The following is a 17,151-nucleotide window of genomic DNA, read 5'->3' on the forward strand; positions in this document are numbered from 1 at the left end:
TAGTTATACCATTTTAAGTCCCGCATTACATTATTATTATATTATGCCCCAACAAGCAACTATCGATCGTCCGGCTTATCTCTTATTAGAAGACGGCACTCTTTTTAAAGGAAAATCATTTGGTAAAATTGGCACTACAGGAGGAGAACTTTGTTTCAACACCGGTATGACAGGTTATCAGGAAGTTTTTACCGATCCCTCGTATTCGGGACAAATGTTGATCATGAATACCGCTTATGTCGGTAATTATGGTGTGAACGATAAAGATGTGGAATCGGATAGGGTAATGATCAAAGGTTTGATTTGTAAAAACATTACCTCGAGATATTCCCGCATGATGGCTACCGGATCTTTAAGTGAGTATTTAACGGAAAACGGTATTGTCGCCATACAGGATGTAGATACCCGCGCTTTGGTACAGCATGTACGTACCAAAGGTGCTATGAACTGTGTGATTTCTTCCGAATTTGAAGAAGTAGCAAAACTACAGGAAGCCTTAAATGCCATTCCTAAAATGGAAGGTTTGGACCTTGCATCAGGTGTGAGTACCAAAGAAGCGTATACCTTCGGATCAGAAGATGCGCCGGTAAGGGTATCGGTACTGGATTTTGGTATCAAGAGAAATATGCTGCAGTGTTTTGCCGACAGAGGGGTTTATACAAAAGTATTCCCGGCCACTTCAGGGGTACAAGACTTATTATCTTTTAATCCGGATGGGATTTTTGTCTCCAATGGTCCCGGCGATCCGGCGGCTATGGATTATGCCATCAAAACGGTACAGGATATCCTGGAAAGTGGAAAACCAATGTTTGGTATCTGCTTAGGGCATCAACTGCTGGCTTTAGCCAAGGGCATCAAGACCTTTAAAATGCATCACGGACACAGGGGTTTGAACCACCCGGTAAAAAACCTGCGTACCGGTATTTGTGAAATCACCACACAGAACCACGGTTTTGGTGTAGACGCTGCATCGGTAAAAGCACAGGAAGAAACTGTTGAAATATCACATATCAACCTGAATGACGGTTCTATCGAGGGCATTCGGATCAAGGACAAACCGGCCTTTTCGGTACAATACCACCCGGAAAGTACGCCAGGGCCTTATGATTCAAGGTACTTGTTTGACGATTTCCTGGAGCTGATCAAACAACATAAACTGAACTAAACTTATCATCATTCGTTTTACGATTCGAATACGTCATATTATATGGAGAAAATATTAGTTATTGGTGCCGGTGGGCAAATCGGGGTAGAACTCACCCTGGCGCTCCGCGCTAAATACGGTCAGGACAATGTTATTGCTTCTGACATCAGAGAACCGCACGTTTTATTGGCCGATAGTGGTCCTTATGTACAATTGGATGTGATGAACTCCAATGCGGTATCTTTACTGGTACAAAAAGAAAAAGTGACGCAAATCTACCTGCTGGCAGCTATTTTATCGGCTACAGGAGAAAAGAACCCACTTTGGGCATGGGATATCAACATGAAGAGCCTGATGAATATCCTCGATATTTGTGTAGAACAAAAAGTGTCTAAATTATATTGGCCAAGTTCAATTGCGGTATTCGGGAATACTACACCAAAAGAAAATACCGAGCAGAAGACGATTATCGAGCCGGTTACGGTCTATGGTATTAGTAAATATGCCGGAGAGTTGTGGTGTCAATATTATTTTGATAAATATGGCCTGGATGTGCGCAGTTTGCGTTATCCCGGCCTGATCAGCTGGAAATCAGCTCCCGGTGGCGGAACCACCGATTATGCCATTGATATTTATATTGAGGCATTGAAGAAACAATCTTATGAATGTTTCCTGAGTGAGCATACTTATTTGCCTATGATGTATATGGACGATGCGATTCGTGCGACCATAGAACTGATGGAGGCACCAAAAGAATCGATTAAAAACAGAATGTCTTATAATCTTTCCGGAATGAGTTTTTCTCCAAAGGAAATTTCGGAAGCCATTCAGAAACATATTCCCGGATTTACGATTTCCTACGCACCTGATTTCAGACAGAAAATCGCGGACAGCTGGCCAAAAAGTATTGAAGACAAAGAAGCCGAAAAAGACTGGGGCTGGAAAGCGGAGTATGACCTGGAAAAAATGACGGCAGCCATGCTGGAAAATTTAAAGACGGTAAAAAGAATGTAAGCTTGCTTATCAAAACATACAGAAAAAGCGTAATCCGAAACCGGGTTGCGCTTTTTTATATTGTGTACCTTTATGTATAAAACAACAAATCATGATGCGCTTTGTTATTATAATGAGTTTATTAAGTTTGGGTTATGTGGGTAGTGCAAACGCTCAGGCGCTAGGCCATAAACTCGAAATCAGTCACCTGACCGGTGATTTTTATGTGTATACTACCTATCAAAAATATGGGGATCAATTGTTTCCTTCAAATAGCATGTATTTGGTTACAAAGGCAGGTGCGGTTTTGTTTGATGTACCCTGGGATAGTACACAATTCCAGCCTTTGCTGGATAGCATTGCCATAAAGCATCATCAAAAGGTAGTCCTCTGCCTGGCAACGCATTATCATGAAGACCGGACCGGGGCGCTGGAATTTTATAAACAAAAGGGGATTAAAACGTATACGACCCGGCAGACAGACCTGTTAAGTCAGCAACATAAGGAACACAGGGCACAATACCTGATGGATGGAGATACTACATTTACCATTGGTCAGTATACTTTTCAGACCTATTACGCTGGTGCAGGACATAGTGCGGATAATATTGTTGTTTGGTTTCCGAAGGAAAAGATTCTTTATGGAGGCTGTCTGATCAAGAGTGTAGAAGCGAAAGACCTCGGCAATCTGAGCGATGCACATGTAGGGGCTTGGGCAAAAACAATCAAAAAGATTCAACATAAATTTCCAAAACCAAAGTATATCATCACGGGGCATCAGGACTGGACCGATACCCGGTCTATGGAACATACGCTGTACCTGATTAAACAGTATCAGCGGAAACAGCAATAATCAAAACTGCTGGATTGGTTTAATGTGCAAAAAATAAATACATTAGCCCTATCCGGCTATGTATAAAGCAGGGTAGCAACTGCAGTACATTTTTCCTAAGCTAAGTTAATGCTGTATCTTTGACCGTATTGCCTTAGTGCTTTACTGTTTTGATAGGGATACCATTATATTATATGAAGAGACTTATGCTACTTGGTCTGCTGACCATCACTTTTTTCCTCACTTACGGACAAAAAAATAAATCAATCAAGAGCAGCCCTTTGGTTTTGGGCCGGATTGATAAGCTGTATTCCAAAGCCTTAAAAGAGACCAGAACCCTGAGTATTTATTTACCCGAAGGATATAATGCAAAAGATACGGTGCACTATCCGGTGATCTATGTCCTGGATGGGGGTGTGGAAGAAGATTTTATCCATATTACCGGTATTGTGCGGTATAATACACAAGCCTGGATCGCCCGTTTCCCAAAGTCAATTGTTGTGGGTATTGAAAACACAAACCGGAAGCGTGATTTTACCTTTTCGGTGCCGGACCTGGATTTTGTAGCTAAAATGGGATTTAAGAAAGAGCAGTTTCCTGCTTATGGGGGATCGGCTCACTATATTGCTTTCCTGGAACAAGAGTTGCAACCCTATATCACCCAAAAATATAAAGGTACCCGTTCCCGAACCGTGATTGGAGAGTCTTTGGCCGGACTTTTGGCTACAGAGATCTTACTCAAACACCGGCATTTGTTTGACCATTATATTATTATTGCGCCGAGCTTATGGTGGGGTAGCGAATCCTTATTAAAGCCGGTAAGCACTTCCGCTGTGCTTGCTCCTAAGCCGGTCAGTGTCTATATCGGTGCCTGTGCTAAAGAAGAAGAGGAAACCATGTATCAGGATGCATTGACCCTAAGCAATATGTTGAAGGAACAGCAAAACCTAAATGTCTATTTCGACTATTTACCGGAGGAAATTCACGCCACCATTATCCATCAGGCGACTTATAATGCCTTTAAATTGTTTTATCCCAAAACGATATATCAAAAATAAAATGCCCGAAACAAGTTTGTTTACCCATAAAAAAATAGGCTGTCCGTATCACGAACAGCCTATTTTTTATGAAAATGATGCTATTTTTTTAGGATGAATTTTTCGTTCTGGTTCAAAGAACTACCATTCGTCACGGATAAAATATACATGCCGTCCGCTAATTCAGATAGACCATTGATCATTATTTCCGATACACCGGCATCTACCATAAAGGTTCCGCTGCGTAGAATGCTTCCTTTAAGGTTCACAATGTGCCAGTTCAACTGTTCCTGACTCGCTGTGCGGTAACTAATGTTCAGTTTATCGGAGGTAAGGGTAGGATATACCTTCAGGATATTTACCGAGCCTTGTTCCTTTTTATTCAGTTTGATCACATTGGAATAAGCCGTTTCACCATCCAGTCCTATCATTTTCAGGCGATAGTATAACATATTCTCATTACGGAATTCGTCTGTGAAATTGTAGAAAGGCGTATTGTTTGTTGCCAGTGTTCCTGCTTTTTTAAATAACCTGCCATCAACACTATATTCAATGTCAAAGGTACGTACCGTCTCAAAATTGATCACCTTCCATTTCAGCGTTGCCTGTTGCTGTGCATTCAGCACACCATTGAAACTTTCCAGAGAAATAGGTAAAGATTGACCACACGATGCGGGATCTACTATATAAGAAGCAGAAAACTGATCGCAGGTACCGTAAACTATTTTCACTTTATAGGTATCAACGGCTACTGCAGGTACCGGATTAAGGGTATATGCATTTGTTGTGGCACCACTGATCACTACACTATTTTTATGCCAGGTATAGGTCGCAGAAGGCTCATTTGAAACCGACATCGTAAATGATTGTCCCGGACAAGGAGCGACCGTGCTGGAGTAGGCTAATTTGCGGGGCGCATTACTGAATGAAGTAGAATACTGCGAACCATTACCACATACATCGGTTAAACGTAAACGATATATATTATTAGGTAATAAATTGTTGAATATACTACTGGTCTGAGGCCCTGCAACAGCTGTCCAGCTGCCTCCGCTTCCCTGTACATCTAAGCTATATTGGTAACCGCCGCCGCCGCCTTGCGCATTTGCCGCTACGGTAGCTGTACCATCGCTACATGCAGACGTAAAGGTAGATTGTGTCAGGGACAGGGGTTGGTTGGCTGTATTGGTATAGACACTATCGACACTACAGGTTGGGTAAGGAAGTATGCCCGGGAGTACTCTGATTACTTTGATGGTATAATTACCATTCACCAAGCCCGTAACATCTATAGTGGTAGGCCTGCTTACTGAAGTTGCGGAAAGAAAACTGTCTGTTTGATTAGTGGCCGTATTGGTGACAATGGCTCTTAGCGAAGAATAGCCGGCATAAGGATTGTAATTCGTTTCTGAAAGATTAAGTCGGAAGCCCGACTGTGAAGGCAGGCAGGATAATAAAGGGGAGATTGTATAAGATAATACGGTAGGGCTGATCGTGAGGTTACGGGTAACTGTAGCGCCGCACTGATCTGTGATTTTAATACTATAAGTGCCCGGTACCATATTATAGCTCAGGTTATAGCCATTTCTTGTCTGGTACCAATAGAAAGAATCGGGTAAATTGCCTCCTGCCGGTTGGGCGATCACATTGAACTTAATGCTATCCTGTACTCCGGAATAAGTAAGCGCCTGGATACTAAATCCGCTTTTTCCATTACAGGAATAGGCCGTAAACTGGTTCAGGTTCACATTAATCGCCGGAATAACAGTATTGACCACTATTTTTTCGGTATCGCAGTTACTCGCTAGCCAGATATTTTGCGTGCTGCCTACGGTAAACGTATCTGTATAGGCACTCCCAGTGGTGTTCAGTGCCGACCAGGTAGCCCCATTGTCTAAAGAAAGCCGGGTATTATAGTAATTATACACATTGCCACTCAGGCTGTCTGACGCACGTATTTGGTATATCCTTTCTGTACAGGATAAAGAACTATTGGTCAGTATTATTTTAAGATTGGGCACGACTACATTTACTGTATTCTGGTAAATATTGCCACAGGTAGATTTATAACCGTAAGTGATTGAGGCGGGGTAGCTGGTGATGACTTTTGTTTTGCGGACGCTAATCTGAGCATTCCCCCCTGAGAGGACATAAGTACCGGTAGGTGTAATGGTGTCGGTGATCCCGTTATAGGTAATCCAGAACCGCTCAGATGGGTCAGGTGCTACCGGTATGGTCACTTTGTTATTCACGGTAACCGTATAATTGAAACTCAGGGAATCACAACCGTAGAAATTATAGCTGTTTCTGTTGGTTGCGAGGACGACACTTTCTGTAACGGAATCGATCACTACGGTGGCTGAGGCGAAGGTGCCGCAATCATCATAAACCCGGGTATAATAGGTACCGGCCGGAAGACCGGTGAAAATATTGCTGCTTTGCTGTGGCCGTACATAGTTTGCTACAGGTTCGGTGGCCGTAAGCGTGGGAACCAGGGCATAACGGTATGGTGCAGCCGTATTACCACCGGTGGCGGTAATGCTGAGGCTTCCGTTACCACAGCTCGATTTGCTTCTTTGTACTGCCTGTGTAATCGATAAGGGGGTTGTACTACTGGCTACGGTAACACTTGCAGACACATAGGTGGTAGAAATAACAGTACTGCATATTCTTTGGATGTATACTTTATAGCGCCCTACGGGTACCTGTGTAAAAGTGTCGTTGGCTTGCCAGGGTTTTACCACAGAAGTATTGCCGGTAGAGTCATATTGTAACTGGTATTCATAAACCGCTCCGGCTACCGGGCTGGTAATCTTAGCAACCACCCGCCCTTGTCCCTGGCAGGCTGCGGGCGTCGGGGTCACTGTAGCGCCAGTAGGAGCAGGACATTGTGCATTGGTGTCTACGTTAAAAGCAAAACAGGTGATTAGGCTTAGAAGAAGGCCAATAAAATACTTTTTAAATTTTTTCCTCGATTTTTTAGGTTCAAAAAAGAGTGTTTGTGGCTTTAAATTTTTTTTCATTTTTCGTGTTTAATTGGTATGTTCACACCTTTGTTTGTAAAAAATATTTAATATGAATTTCCGTGTAAAGCGCAATATTATATATAATTTAATATTTTAACTATAAAATATGTTCCATTAACTTTATGTTAGTATGACCAGTTTGGGTGTTGTATGTCATTAATAATGAGGAATAATATACTATATGAAATTAAAATCAAGTGAACCTTTCTGGATTGTGAAAAATGGCATCCTTAATGCATACCCTTCTTTGAGAAAAGATATCAAAACGGATGTATTGATTGTGGGTGGTGGTATTACCGGAAGCCTTATCGCGCATCAATGTATTAAAGACGGTTATCGTACCGTTGTAGCAGATCGCCGGGAAATTGCTCATGGCAGTACTTCTGCCTCTACGGCTATGCTGCAATATGAAATCGATACGCCTTTGTATCAGTTGATAGCACAAATAGGAGAGAAGGCCGCGGTTGCGAGTTATAAAGCTTGCTTTGAGTCTATTGATATTTTAGCACAGTTGGCTAAAGAGATTGGTTCTGATTGTGGGTTCAAAAAAAAGGATTCTTTATATTTTGCCGCCTATAAAAAAGATGTACCCTGGTTAAAAAAAGAATTTGACGCCCGGAAGGCGCATCAGTTTCCTGTTACCTGGCTAGAGCAGGAGGACGTTGCCGCAAAATTTAAATTAGAACATACTTACGGCGGTATTTTGTCTGATCAGGGGGCAAGCATGGATGTGTTTCGGATGGCACATGACCTGTTGGCCTACAACCACAAAAAAGGCTTGGAGGTATATGATAAAACCGATATTGAGAAAGTGCAACACCAGAAAAACGGTATTGTGGCCACCACGGAATATGGGAATAAGATTAAGGCGGCTAAGATCATTTACTGTAATGGTTATGAAAGCACGGAGATCATTAAAGAGCAATTTGTAGATCTATTGTCCACCTATGCGATTGTAGGAGAGCAATGTGCCGGCGATCAGCAACATTTGGAAAATACCCTGTTTTGGAATACAGCCGACCCATATCTTTATATGCGTACGACGGAAGATAACCGTCTTTTGATCGGCGGCGAAGATGAAAGCTTTGTAAATCCGGAAAAGAGAGACCATTTATTACCTTATAAAGCGAAAAGACTAGCGCAAAAGCTGGAGCGATTACTGCCCGGTTATGATCTGAGGCGGGATTTTATGTGGGCAGGAACCTTTGGTGCGACTAAGGACGGTTTACCCTACATTGGAAAACATCCTGATTTTAAAAATGCTTATTTTGTTTTGGGCTTTGGCGGCAACGGGATTACCTTTTCGGTGATCGGTATGGATATGGTCTCCTGTTTTCTTCAGGGAAAGCAACACAAATTATCTCCCTATTTTAAATTTGGGCGATAAAGGTATTGTGAAGGCATTTTTATTAAGAACATTTTAGGATAAAAAATATACAGTAGTATAAAATAAGTACTACTTTTGGTGCATCTGTAATGTTTAAAAAAATTTACATATTATCCCTGCTTTTTGTGTTAGGCCTCTTTTTGTTGCCGGCACTAAGCTTTGCTTGTGGACAAACACAACAGAAATCCTGTTGTGCGCAAAAGTCTTCTGCAGCAAAAGGGCATAAAAAGGATTGTTGTAAAGGGAAGCATCACAAACAACAAAAAAAGGATTGTGCTGGTGATTGCAAACATAATTCCTGTCAATGCTCTGCATCTTCAAGGGTAAACTTTGTTTCATTTGTGTTTAAAGCACTGCCTTCGCCCGATAGTTGGGCCTTAGCAGCCGCTGCAGATAAGCAGTTTCACTATAACGAAACCTACCTTTCTTCGGGTTTCTATTCCATTTGGCTACCGCCTAAAATAGGTTAATATAGATAAGGACAGCCCATGGTCTGTCTTGTTGTGATGTTGTTGGTAATCATTTTACCGCTTCATCTGTTCTATTATATTTTCCTTAATTTCAAAAAAATAAACAATGAAATCGATATCCAAAATATTGATGATAGTAATCTCATTACTATCCTATACTGCCTGTACGGCACAAATCAAAAATAGCACAACTACAACTGTTGCTATCTCCGGAAATTGCGATATGTGTAAAGCCACTATAGAAAAGGCCGGCAATGATAAAAATATGGCTAAAGTAGATTGGAATAAAGACACTAAAAAAGCCAGCATTACTTATGATGCGAAGAAAACAACGCTGGATGTGGTTTTGAAAAAAATCGCCCTTGCCGGATATGATAATGAGCAGTTTGTTGCGCCGGATGAAGTTTATGCCCAATTACCCGGATGTTGTCAATACGAGCGTGCTAAGAAAACAGCGGTGGTTGAAAAGCACTCCCAAAGCCATGATAAGGGAGCCGCACACGATCATAGCCAACACGATGGAACCACAGCCCCGGCAGAAACGAACGAATTAAAACCGGTCTTTGATCGCTACTTTATGCTTAAAGATGCCTTGGTGAAATCCGACGGAGCAACAGCAGCGACAAAAGCGAAAGAGTTTATCAGCACGATTAATGCAGTGCAAATGGAAAAGCTGGCAACGAAAGAACATACCGTTTGGATGAGCGTGATGAAAAAACTGAGCGGAGCAGCTACACTGATTGCAGAAACCAAAAATATAGCTAAACAGAGAAATGCCTTCAGTAATTTATCCAAAGATATGTATACACTGATCGCAGCTGCGCCTCAGACGGCCCCTGTATATTATCAGCATTGCCCTATGTACGATGATGGAAAAGGTGCCCATTGGCTGAGCAAGGAAGATGCCGTAAAAAATCCTTATTACGGAGCCACCATGCTTACCTGCGGTAAAACGGTAGAAACAATCTCGAAATAATGGTGTATGCCCCGGTGGCTTCTGTAAAAATTACTTTTAACAGCACCCATCGGGGTAAATTACCCATGCTTTTGCTTTGTAACTGACTTTAGCAATAGCAAAAGCTTGGGCTTTCCACAACCGCATAATATAAGGATGTGTGCGGTTGTATACCATATTACATACACTCAAATGAATTACATCAAATGATTATTAAACAATCTATATATAAAGGAATAGGGCTGTTGGTAGCCTTATTATTAGGCCATCCCCCCAATGTATCGGCTCAAAAAGTAGTCCGTTACGACTTGTATGTCAAGGATACGATGGTCAACTATACCGGAAAAGAAAAAAGAGCGATAGCGGTAAACGGGCAGATTCCAATGCCTACCCTAACGTTTACAGAAGGAGACACCGCCGAGATATGGGTGCATAATCAATTAAATGAAAGTACCTCACTGCACTGGCATGGTTTGTTTTTGCCCAATAAAGAGGATGGAGTGCCCAACCTGACCCAAATGCCCATCGCTCCCGGTACCACACATGTGTACCGGTTTCCCATTATCCAGCAGGGTACCCACTGGTACCACAGCCATAGCGGCTTGCAGGAGCAGATAGGGATGTATGGTAATTTTGTGATGAACAAAAAAGCGGATGCCCTAAATATACGTAAGGGTATTGATGATCTGCCCACACTTCCGGTAGTCTTAAGTGAATGGACGGACCTGAAGCCGGAGAATGTACATCGTATGCTGCACAATGCCAATGACTGGTCTGCTCTAAAGAAAAATGCCGTACAGAGCTATGCCGAAGCGGCAAAAGCGGGGCACCTAAATACCAAATTTAAAAATGAATGGAAACGTATGCTGGCCATGGATGTGAGCGATGTGTACTACAATAAAATATTCATGAACGGGCAATCCGAGTCTTCCTTTTCGGCCCATCAGGGAAAAGTCTTAAAAGCGGGTGACAAAGTCCGTTTGCGGATTTCAAATGGGGGGGCATCTTCTTACTTCTGGCTGCGGTATGCCGGTGGGAAAATGACCGTTGTCGCAACAGATGGTAATGATATAGCACCTGTGGAAGTCGACCGTTTGATTATTGCCGTTTCTGAGACCTATGATATTGTACTGACCATTCCGGAAGAGGGTATGGCGTATGAATTACTGGCGACCACAGAAGACCGTACCAATTCGGCTTCTTTATACATTGGTGCGGGCCGTAAACAGCTCATTGCACCCTTGCCAAGGCTTAAATACTTTGAAGGTATGAAGATGATGAATGGCATGATGAAGATGAACGGAAACCTGGATGATATGGGCATGAAGATGAGTCTTAATAAGATGGATATGAATGTGGTGATGTATCCCGAAATTACCGGAGCAGCCCCTAAGAAAGGTGATAAAAAGAAGATGGATATGGCCTCCGGTGCGCACAGTATGGATGATCAATACAACAGCAATGCGCTCTCTGATATCGTAACCCTGAACTATGCGATGATGAAGGCTACGGAACCAACAACCCTTCCGGAAGCGCCTACCAGAACCTTGCAATTTGAACTGACGGGTAATATGAACCGGTATGTATGGAGTATGAATAACAAAGTCATCTCAGAAACGGACAAAATCCTGGTTAAAAAAGGAGAAAACCTGCGGTTGGTTATTTATAATAATTCCATGATGCGCCATCCCATGCACCTGCACGGGCATGATTTCCGGGTGGTGAATGGCCAGGGGGCTTATGCACCTTTGAAAAATGTGATCGATATCATGCCAATGGAAACGGATACCCTGGAGTTTAATGCCAATGTAGAAGGGGACTGGTTTTTTCACTGTCATATCTTATACCATATGATGAGCGGTATGGGCAGGATCTTTACCTATGAAAACCAGGCAGCGAATCCTTTAATTCCCAATCCTAAATTGGCTAAACGAATGTTATACGCCGATGACCGGATGCCACATTTTATGATCGAAAATGATTTTGCCAGTAATGGCAATGACGGGATGATGATGATCCAGAATACCCGATGGAGTGTGGGTACAGAATGGCGATTGGGTTATCATGCGATGCATGGTTATGAAACAGAGACCCATATTGGCCGCTATATTGGCAAGATGCAATGGCTGATGCCCTTTATCGGCTTTGATTGGCGCTACCGGAAAATGGGGCATGGAGAGGTCGAAAAGAATCTCTTTGGTCAGAAAAATACAAAAGACAACCGTGCCCAGTTGAGTTTGGGTGTGGAGTATACCTTACCGATGTTGATCCGCTTTCAGACCGAAGTATACCAGGATGGTAACCTACGGCTGCAGCTCATGCGTGAAGATATTCCCATAGCCAAAAGGCTGCGCATGAGTTTTATGGTGAACACTGATATGGAATATATGGGCGGCTTTAAATATATCTTGAACCGTAATTTTGCCCTATCAGCACACTATGATAGTGATATGGGTTTTGGTGCAGGATTTACACTAGGCTACTAAAAAGAATCTATGTTTTTACAATAATGTGATCGAAGAGCATTCTTTTGTATCAATAAAGCAACAGGGCCGTTTAAGAGCGGCCCTGTTTGCTTACAGAAATAGTTTCTATAAATATTTTCAGGATGATTATATTTGCGAAAACCAAATACATCTTATGAAATATATCATCTTTATTGCATTAGTGCTCATGGGTACTTTATGTAAGGCACAAACTGCCGATTCAACAAGGGTTTTGTTTATTGGCAATAGCCTGACCTATTTTAACGATATGCCGCAAATGTTCCGGAACGTTGCGCTCAATAAGGGCAAAAAGGTCTCTGTCACTTTTTATGCTCCCGGAGGTACAGGCTTTGTGAATCATGTAAACGATCCGGCGGTATACAGTCTTTTCCGTACCGGCCACTGGGATATCGTAGTCCTGCAACCGGGAACGGGAGAGTCGGGTGGTGCCTCTGCTTCAGTCGATCTGACGATTACAAGGGGGCGGCAGCTCATGGATTCCATTCTTCATTATAATAATTGTGCCCGGATCTATTTATACGAAATATCCAACGGGGTTTCTTCTGCCACGACTTATAACGCCTACTTTTCGAGCCAGCAGCGGATCAGAGATTCTGTAACTAAAATGGCCGATGGCCTGCGGATACCTATGGTCCCGGCAGGGGAGTGTATGCGCGCCTATTATACCCTGCATCAAAATTTATTGTTGCATGGCGGTTACGGAGATGTGCATCCTAATGCGAATGGTTCTTTGCTGATTGCTGCTGCTTTTTACAGCGCACTTTTTCAGGATACGCTTACCCCCTGTACCTATTATGCCGGGATTAATGCAGACACCGCCCGGAAATTTTTTAGTATAGCGGATACGGTCGTGCTTCGTCACCTCGCCGATTGGCGTATCAATACGTATAACTTGCATGCCGGTTTTAGCTATGTGCGGACTAATAATACGGTAAACTTTACTTCGCTTGCCAGTAATGCCACACAAGTGTCCTGGGATTTTGGAGATAATAGTGCAGCAGTTACCAGTCCTAACCCGGTACATAACTATGCCGTAGCCGGAACCTATACTGTGACCTTAAGGGTATCGAACAGTGAGGGTTGTACCGATAGTATGCGTCAGCAAATTACCATTGATGGGGCGACATCGATTGATCGACAATTATCTGCTGCAGACTTGGTTTCGGTCTATCCCAATCCTTTCCGTACTTCGTTTAGCATACAACAGCCGCAATTGATCTATGGTCGCTATGAAATATACAGTATAAGTGGCCGGCTCCTTACTTCGGGTAATACTGGTGATAATGAGACGGTAATCAATCTTTCCGGTCAGCCCGATGGCCTATATCTGCTGAAACTCTCCGATAAAAAAGGGAATACTGTCTATTCTCGGGTACTAAAATCGGATCGCCCATAAACAGGCAGCGGTTATGATATATCCATACGTTTATTGTCTACATAGATGTATACAAAACGTAAACTGAGTATAGAAAACAGGTTGAAAAATCATTTTTAAGGGAATTATTTTGTTTATTTGTTAATACATTTCACTAAAACTATTTAAAAATGAAAAAGACAATCACCGCATTTTTGTTGCTCTTCATAGCTGCAACAGGTATTTATGCACAAGACAAAAAAATTACCTCGGCCAATTTACCGGAGTATATTATCATTACGGCAAACAATAATAGCCTTATCGGCGGTATTGCGATAACCATAGATAAGAAAAATTCGGTGTATCATGATCAGTTAGATGCTTTGGAAACACAGTTGGAATCAAAGAAAACCGGTGCCGGTGTTCGGAATTTGTCCGATTTATTGAATACAATGAGTGACTTGGGTTATGAGTATGTGAATGCATTTCAATCTTCCGCTACTGAAACTTCTTATGGTAAAGAGGCTACGTATGCTGCGGAACAAAACAGGAATAATATTGTATTCAGAAAGAAAAAGTAAGCAATTTTCATTTGATAGTTCTTTCACTACTATAAACAAAAAGGTTGTCNNGACAACCTTTTTGTTTATAGTAAAACGTATATTTTAATCTTCAATCCAGCTTAAAGCATACCCTTCATCTTCAATGCTCAGGGCTTCCTGAGTCATTTTCAAAGGGTGGAAGGTATCAACCATCACAGCCAGTTCCAGGGTTTCTTTAGCACCAAGGCTCTTTTCTACAGTGCCCGGATGTGGGCCATGTGGAATACCTGATGGATGCAGGGTGATCATGCCTTTCGTTACATGCTTACGGCTCATAAAGTCACCGTCCACATAATACAAGACCTCATCACTATCAATATTACTGTGGTGATAGGGTGCCGGTACAGATAAAGGGTGATAGTCAAACAAGCGCGGTACAAAAGAACAGATTACAAAATTATGGGCATCAAAGTGCTGGTGTACCGGTGGCGGTTGGTGTACACGCCCCGTTATTGGTTCAAAATCATGGATGCTGATGGCATACGGATATTCACAACCATCCCAGCCAACCACATCAAACGGATGATAGCCATACCAGATCGGATACATTAAACCTTTCTTTTTCGTATTGATCAGGAATTCTCCTTTAATATCGTTTGTTTCCAGATCCTGTGGTTTACGGATATCTCTTTCACAGAAAGGTGCATTTTCCAATAACTGTCCATAACGGCTCAGGTATCGTTTAGGGAAAGTAACCGGACTGAAGGAATCCACGATGAACAAGCGGTTCTCCTCTGTTTTAAATTCAATCTGATAGATACAACCGCGGGGAATTACCAGGTAATCGCCATATCCAAAAGGAATCTGGCCGTATTGCGTTTTCAAAGTACCCTCACCTACGTGCACAAAGATCACCTCGTCCGCATCGGCATTTTTAAAGAATACATTCCCTTCCAAACCCTTTGTAGGGGCTGCCAGGGCAAGTTGTACATCATTATTGAATAAGACAACCTTTCTGGATTTTAAATAATCGGCATTAGGCTGTACACTAAAACCCTGGAAACTACGGTGTTTTAAAATATTATCTGAAGCTGCTTTGGGCGAAACATCATAAGGTTCTTCCGTTTTGATGATCACCGTAGGCGGGTGTACATGATATAACAAAGAATAGTTTGAAGAAAATCCTTCGGTACTAAATAACTGTTCGGCATACAGTTTGCCGTTTTCCTGACGGTATTGTGTGTGTCTTTTGTTAGGGATCTTACCTAAGCTATAATAGTGTGCCATTGTCCTTAATTTTATTATGCTAAAATACCATTTTTAAATTTCTCTTTTACCTTTTCTTCCAAAGATCTTGGATTGCCGTCTTCATCTATTCTAACGAAAGTGGCCGTGGTCGTACAGGCCAGGGTTTCTTCCGCGTTATACACGCTATATTTCCGGGCTTCGATCACTACCGTCACAGAAGTATTACCCACATGTGATACCATTCCGTACAGACGAATATGGTTGCCTGCTTTTAAAGGCTTTTTAAACAGCAATTCTCCCACACGGAGGGTTACCATATTGGGTGTCTGGCAGTACTCAGTAGAAAAAGAGCCGGCCGCCTCATCTATCCAGGCCATGAGGATACCCCCAAAAAGATTGCCGTGAATACCAATATCCTTGGTCATCACGATTTTTTTTGTAATTAATTCCATACGTCTGATTGCGTCTTTTTTGAAAACGCTGCAAATATATAACTATTTATGCCGCATCGAATTTTATAAAAATAATATGACGAAATCCGTCTTTTCGGTTGTAACTTCGAGCAATTTTTTAAGGGAAATGATAGCAAATTACACAGACCAGGCAAGAAAAAATAAAATCGTGGCCTATTGGTTACTCATAGGCGTTTTTATGATCATTATCCAAACCCTTTTGGGCGGCATTACCCGTCTTTCGGGCTCTGGATTGTCCATTACGGAATGGAATCTGGTGACGGGTACCCTGCCTCCGCTCAATGATAAAGCCTGGCTGGAAGAGTTTGGTAAATACCAGCAGTCCCCGCAATTCAAATACCTGAACCAGGATTTTGGACTTTCTGATTTTAAATTCATTTTTTTCTGGGAATGGTTCCACCGTTTATGGGCCAGGATTCTGGGCTTTGTCTTTGCCATTCCATTTATCTATTTTCTGATCAAACGTTATTTTACTAAAGATATGGTGTTGCCGATCTTTGGTATGTTTGCCCTTGGCGCTTTACAGGGAGCCATTGGCTGGATTATGGTCGCGAGTGGTTTGGTAGGTGATGCTATTTATGTGCGTCCGACCAAACTGGCTTTACACTTTATATTTGCGATGATCCTGGCTTGTTATGTGCTGTGGTTTGCCCTGAAACTACTCGTTCCCAATACCCAAAAAGTAGTGAATCCTGTACTGAGAAAGTGGAGCGTTGTGATGCTCCTGCTGTTATTCATACAACTGACTTATGGCGCGCTAATGGCGGGTCATAAAGCGGCTACGGTAGCCGCCACCTGGCCTACGATCAATGGTATGTGGGTGCCCGATGGGATGAGTCATTCTGCCTCCGGCCACTATTTACTGGAAAATAAGATTACCATTCATTTTATACACAGGGGCATGGCCTATTTATTGTTTGCCTTTATCCTGATCTATACCGTTAAAGCAGCAAAAGTAAAGCCCTCCAAAACATTTAATAAACATAAATGGATGCCCCTCATTCTGGGTACTGTTCAAGTACTTTTGGGTATTTTCACCGTGCTGAGCAGTACCGGTATTCAGCCCAATAAATGGCGGATGTTTGAAACCATTGCCGAGTTGCATCAGCTCTTTGCGATGTTCCTGATGCTGAGCCTCGTGGTGCAAGTCTATCTTGTACAGGCGCGGTCTTCTGTACGCTAA

The 17,151-nt window shown here is 42.4% G+C and carries 14 protein-coding genes; 11 read left to right on the top strand and 3 right to left on the bottom strand.

Going from position 1 to position 17,151, the window contains the following annotated elements:
• The first annotated feature begins 43 nt into the window (after positions 1–43).
• The 4 genes from carA (at position 44) to DBR32_RS08340 (ending at position 4,027) form a co-directional block, all read left to right on the top strand.
• A complete protein-coding gene (gene carA, locus DBR32_RS08325; RefSeq protein WP_124635858.1) occupies positions 44–1,165 on the top strand; it encodes a glutamine-hydrolyzing carbamoyl-phosphate synthase small subunit in 1,122 nt (373 codons plus the stop codon).
• A gap of 42 nt (positions 1,166–1,207) precedes the next feature.
• Positions 1,208–2,158 carry an NAD-dependent epimerase/dehydratase family protein gene (locus DBR32_RS08330; protein ID WP_124635859.1) on the top strand — a complete coding sequence of 317 codons (951 nt, stop codon included), beginning with the start codon at positions 1,208–1,210 and terminating at the stop codon, positions 2,156–2,158.
• Positions 2,159–2,270: 112 nt separating this feature from the next.
• Complete coding sequence (gene bla, locus DBR32_RS08335; protein ID WP_370453700.1) at positions 2,271–2,990, top strand: BlaB/IND/MUS family subclass B1 metallo-beta-lactamase; 720 nt, start codon at positions 2,271–2,273, stop codon at positions 2,988–2,990.
• Between the two features lie 173 nt (positions 2,991–3,163).
• Entirely contained in the window at positions 3,164–4,027 is an 864-nt protein-coding gene (locus tag DBR32_RS08340) for an alpha/beta hydrolase (RefSeq protein ID WP_124635860.1), read from the top strand.
• Positions 4,028–4,107: 80 nt separating this feature from the next.
• Here DBR32_RS08340 and DBR32_RS08345 read toward each other — a convergent pair whose 3' ends face one another.
• Entirely contained in the window at positions 4,108–7,029 is a 2,922-nt protein-coding gene (locus DBR32_RS08345; protein WP_124635861.1) for a hypothetical protein, read from the bottom strand.
• A gap of 184 nt (positions 7,030–7,213) precedes the next feature.
• Between DBR32_RS08345 and DBR32_RS08350 the strand changes: the two genes are divergently transcribed.
• The 6 genes from DBR32_RS08350 (at position 7,214) to DBR32_RS08370 (ending at position 14,286) form a co-directional block, all read left to right on the top strand.
• Positions 7,214–8,419 (top strand): FAD-binding oxidoreductase, encoded by a 1,206-nt coding sequence (locus DBR32_RS08350; protein WP_124635862.1) that lies wholly within the window; start codon positions 7,214–7,216, stop codon positions 8,417–8,419.
• A 341-nt stretch (positions 8,420–8,760) separates the two neighbouring features.
• Positions 8,761–8,889 (top strand): hypothetical protein, encoded by a 129-nt coding sequence (locus DBR32_RS15790; RefSeq protein ID WP_255416691.1) that lies wholly within the window; start codon positions 8,761–8,763, stop codon positions 8,887–8,889.
• 106 nt (positions 8,890–8,995) lie between these two features.
• Entirely contained in the window at positions 8,996–9,865 is an 870-nt protein-coding gene (locus tag DBR32_RS08355) for a DUF3347 domain-containing protein (RefSeq protein ID WP_124635863.1), read from the top strand.
• A gap of 185 nt (positions 9,866–10,050) precedes the next feature.
• Positions 10,051–12,330, top strand: coding sequence for a multicopper oxidase family protein (locus tag DBR32_RS08360; protein ID WP_124635864.1), 2,280 nt, complete (start codon positions 10,051–10,053; stop codon positions 12,328–12,330).
• Between the two features lie 154 nt (positions 12,331–12,484).
• Positions 12,485–13,747 carry a PKD domain-containing protein gene (locus DBR32_RS08365; protein ID WP_124635865.1) on the top strand — a complete coding sequence of 421 codons (1,263 nt, stop codon included), beginning with the start codon at positions 12,485–12,487 and terminating at the stop codon, positions 13,745–13,747.
• Between the two features lie 149 nt (positions 13,748–13,896).
• Complete coding sequence (locus DBR32_RS08370; protein WP_124635866.1) at positions 13,897–14,286, top strand: hypothetical protein; 390 nt, start codon at positions 13,897–13,899, stop codon at positions 14,284–14,286.
• 84 nt (positions 14,287–14,370) lie between these two features.
• Here the strand turns inward: DBR32_RS08370 and DBR32_RS08375 are convergent, their stop codons facing one another.
• Both DBR32_RS08375 and DBR32_RS08380 read right to left on the bottom strand, forming a co-directional pair.
• Complete coding sequence (locus tag DBR32_RS08375; RefSeq protein ID WP_124635867.1) at positions 14,371–15,534, bottom strand: homogentisate 1,2-dioxygenase; 1,164 nt, start codon at positions 15,532–15,534, stop codon at positions 14,371–14,373.
• A gap of 14 nt (positions 15,535–15,548) precedes the next feature.
• Positions 15,549–15,947, bottom strand: coding sequence for an acyl-CoA thioesterase (locus tag DBR32_RS08380; RefSeq protein ID WP_124635868.1), 399 nt, complete (start codon positions 15,945–15,947; stop codon positions 15,549–15,551).
• A gap of 127 nt (positions 15,948–16,074) precedes the next feature.
• On the opposite strand from DBR32_RS08380, the gene DBR32_RS08385 reads away from it, so the two are divergent.
• Positions 16,075–17,151 carry a COX15/CtaA family protein gene (locus DBR32_RS08385; RefSeq protein WP_233559691.1) on the top strand — a complete coding sequence of 359 codons (1,077 nt, stop codon included), beginning with the start codon at positions 16,075–16,077 and terminating at the stop codon, positions 17,149–17,151.

Origin of the sequence: Taibaiella sp. KBW10 (assembly GCF_003852495.1) — a bacterium.
Lineage (GTDB): Bacteria > Bacteroidota > Bacteroidia > Chitinophagales > Chitinophagaceae > Edaphocola.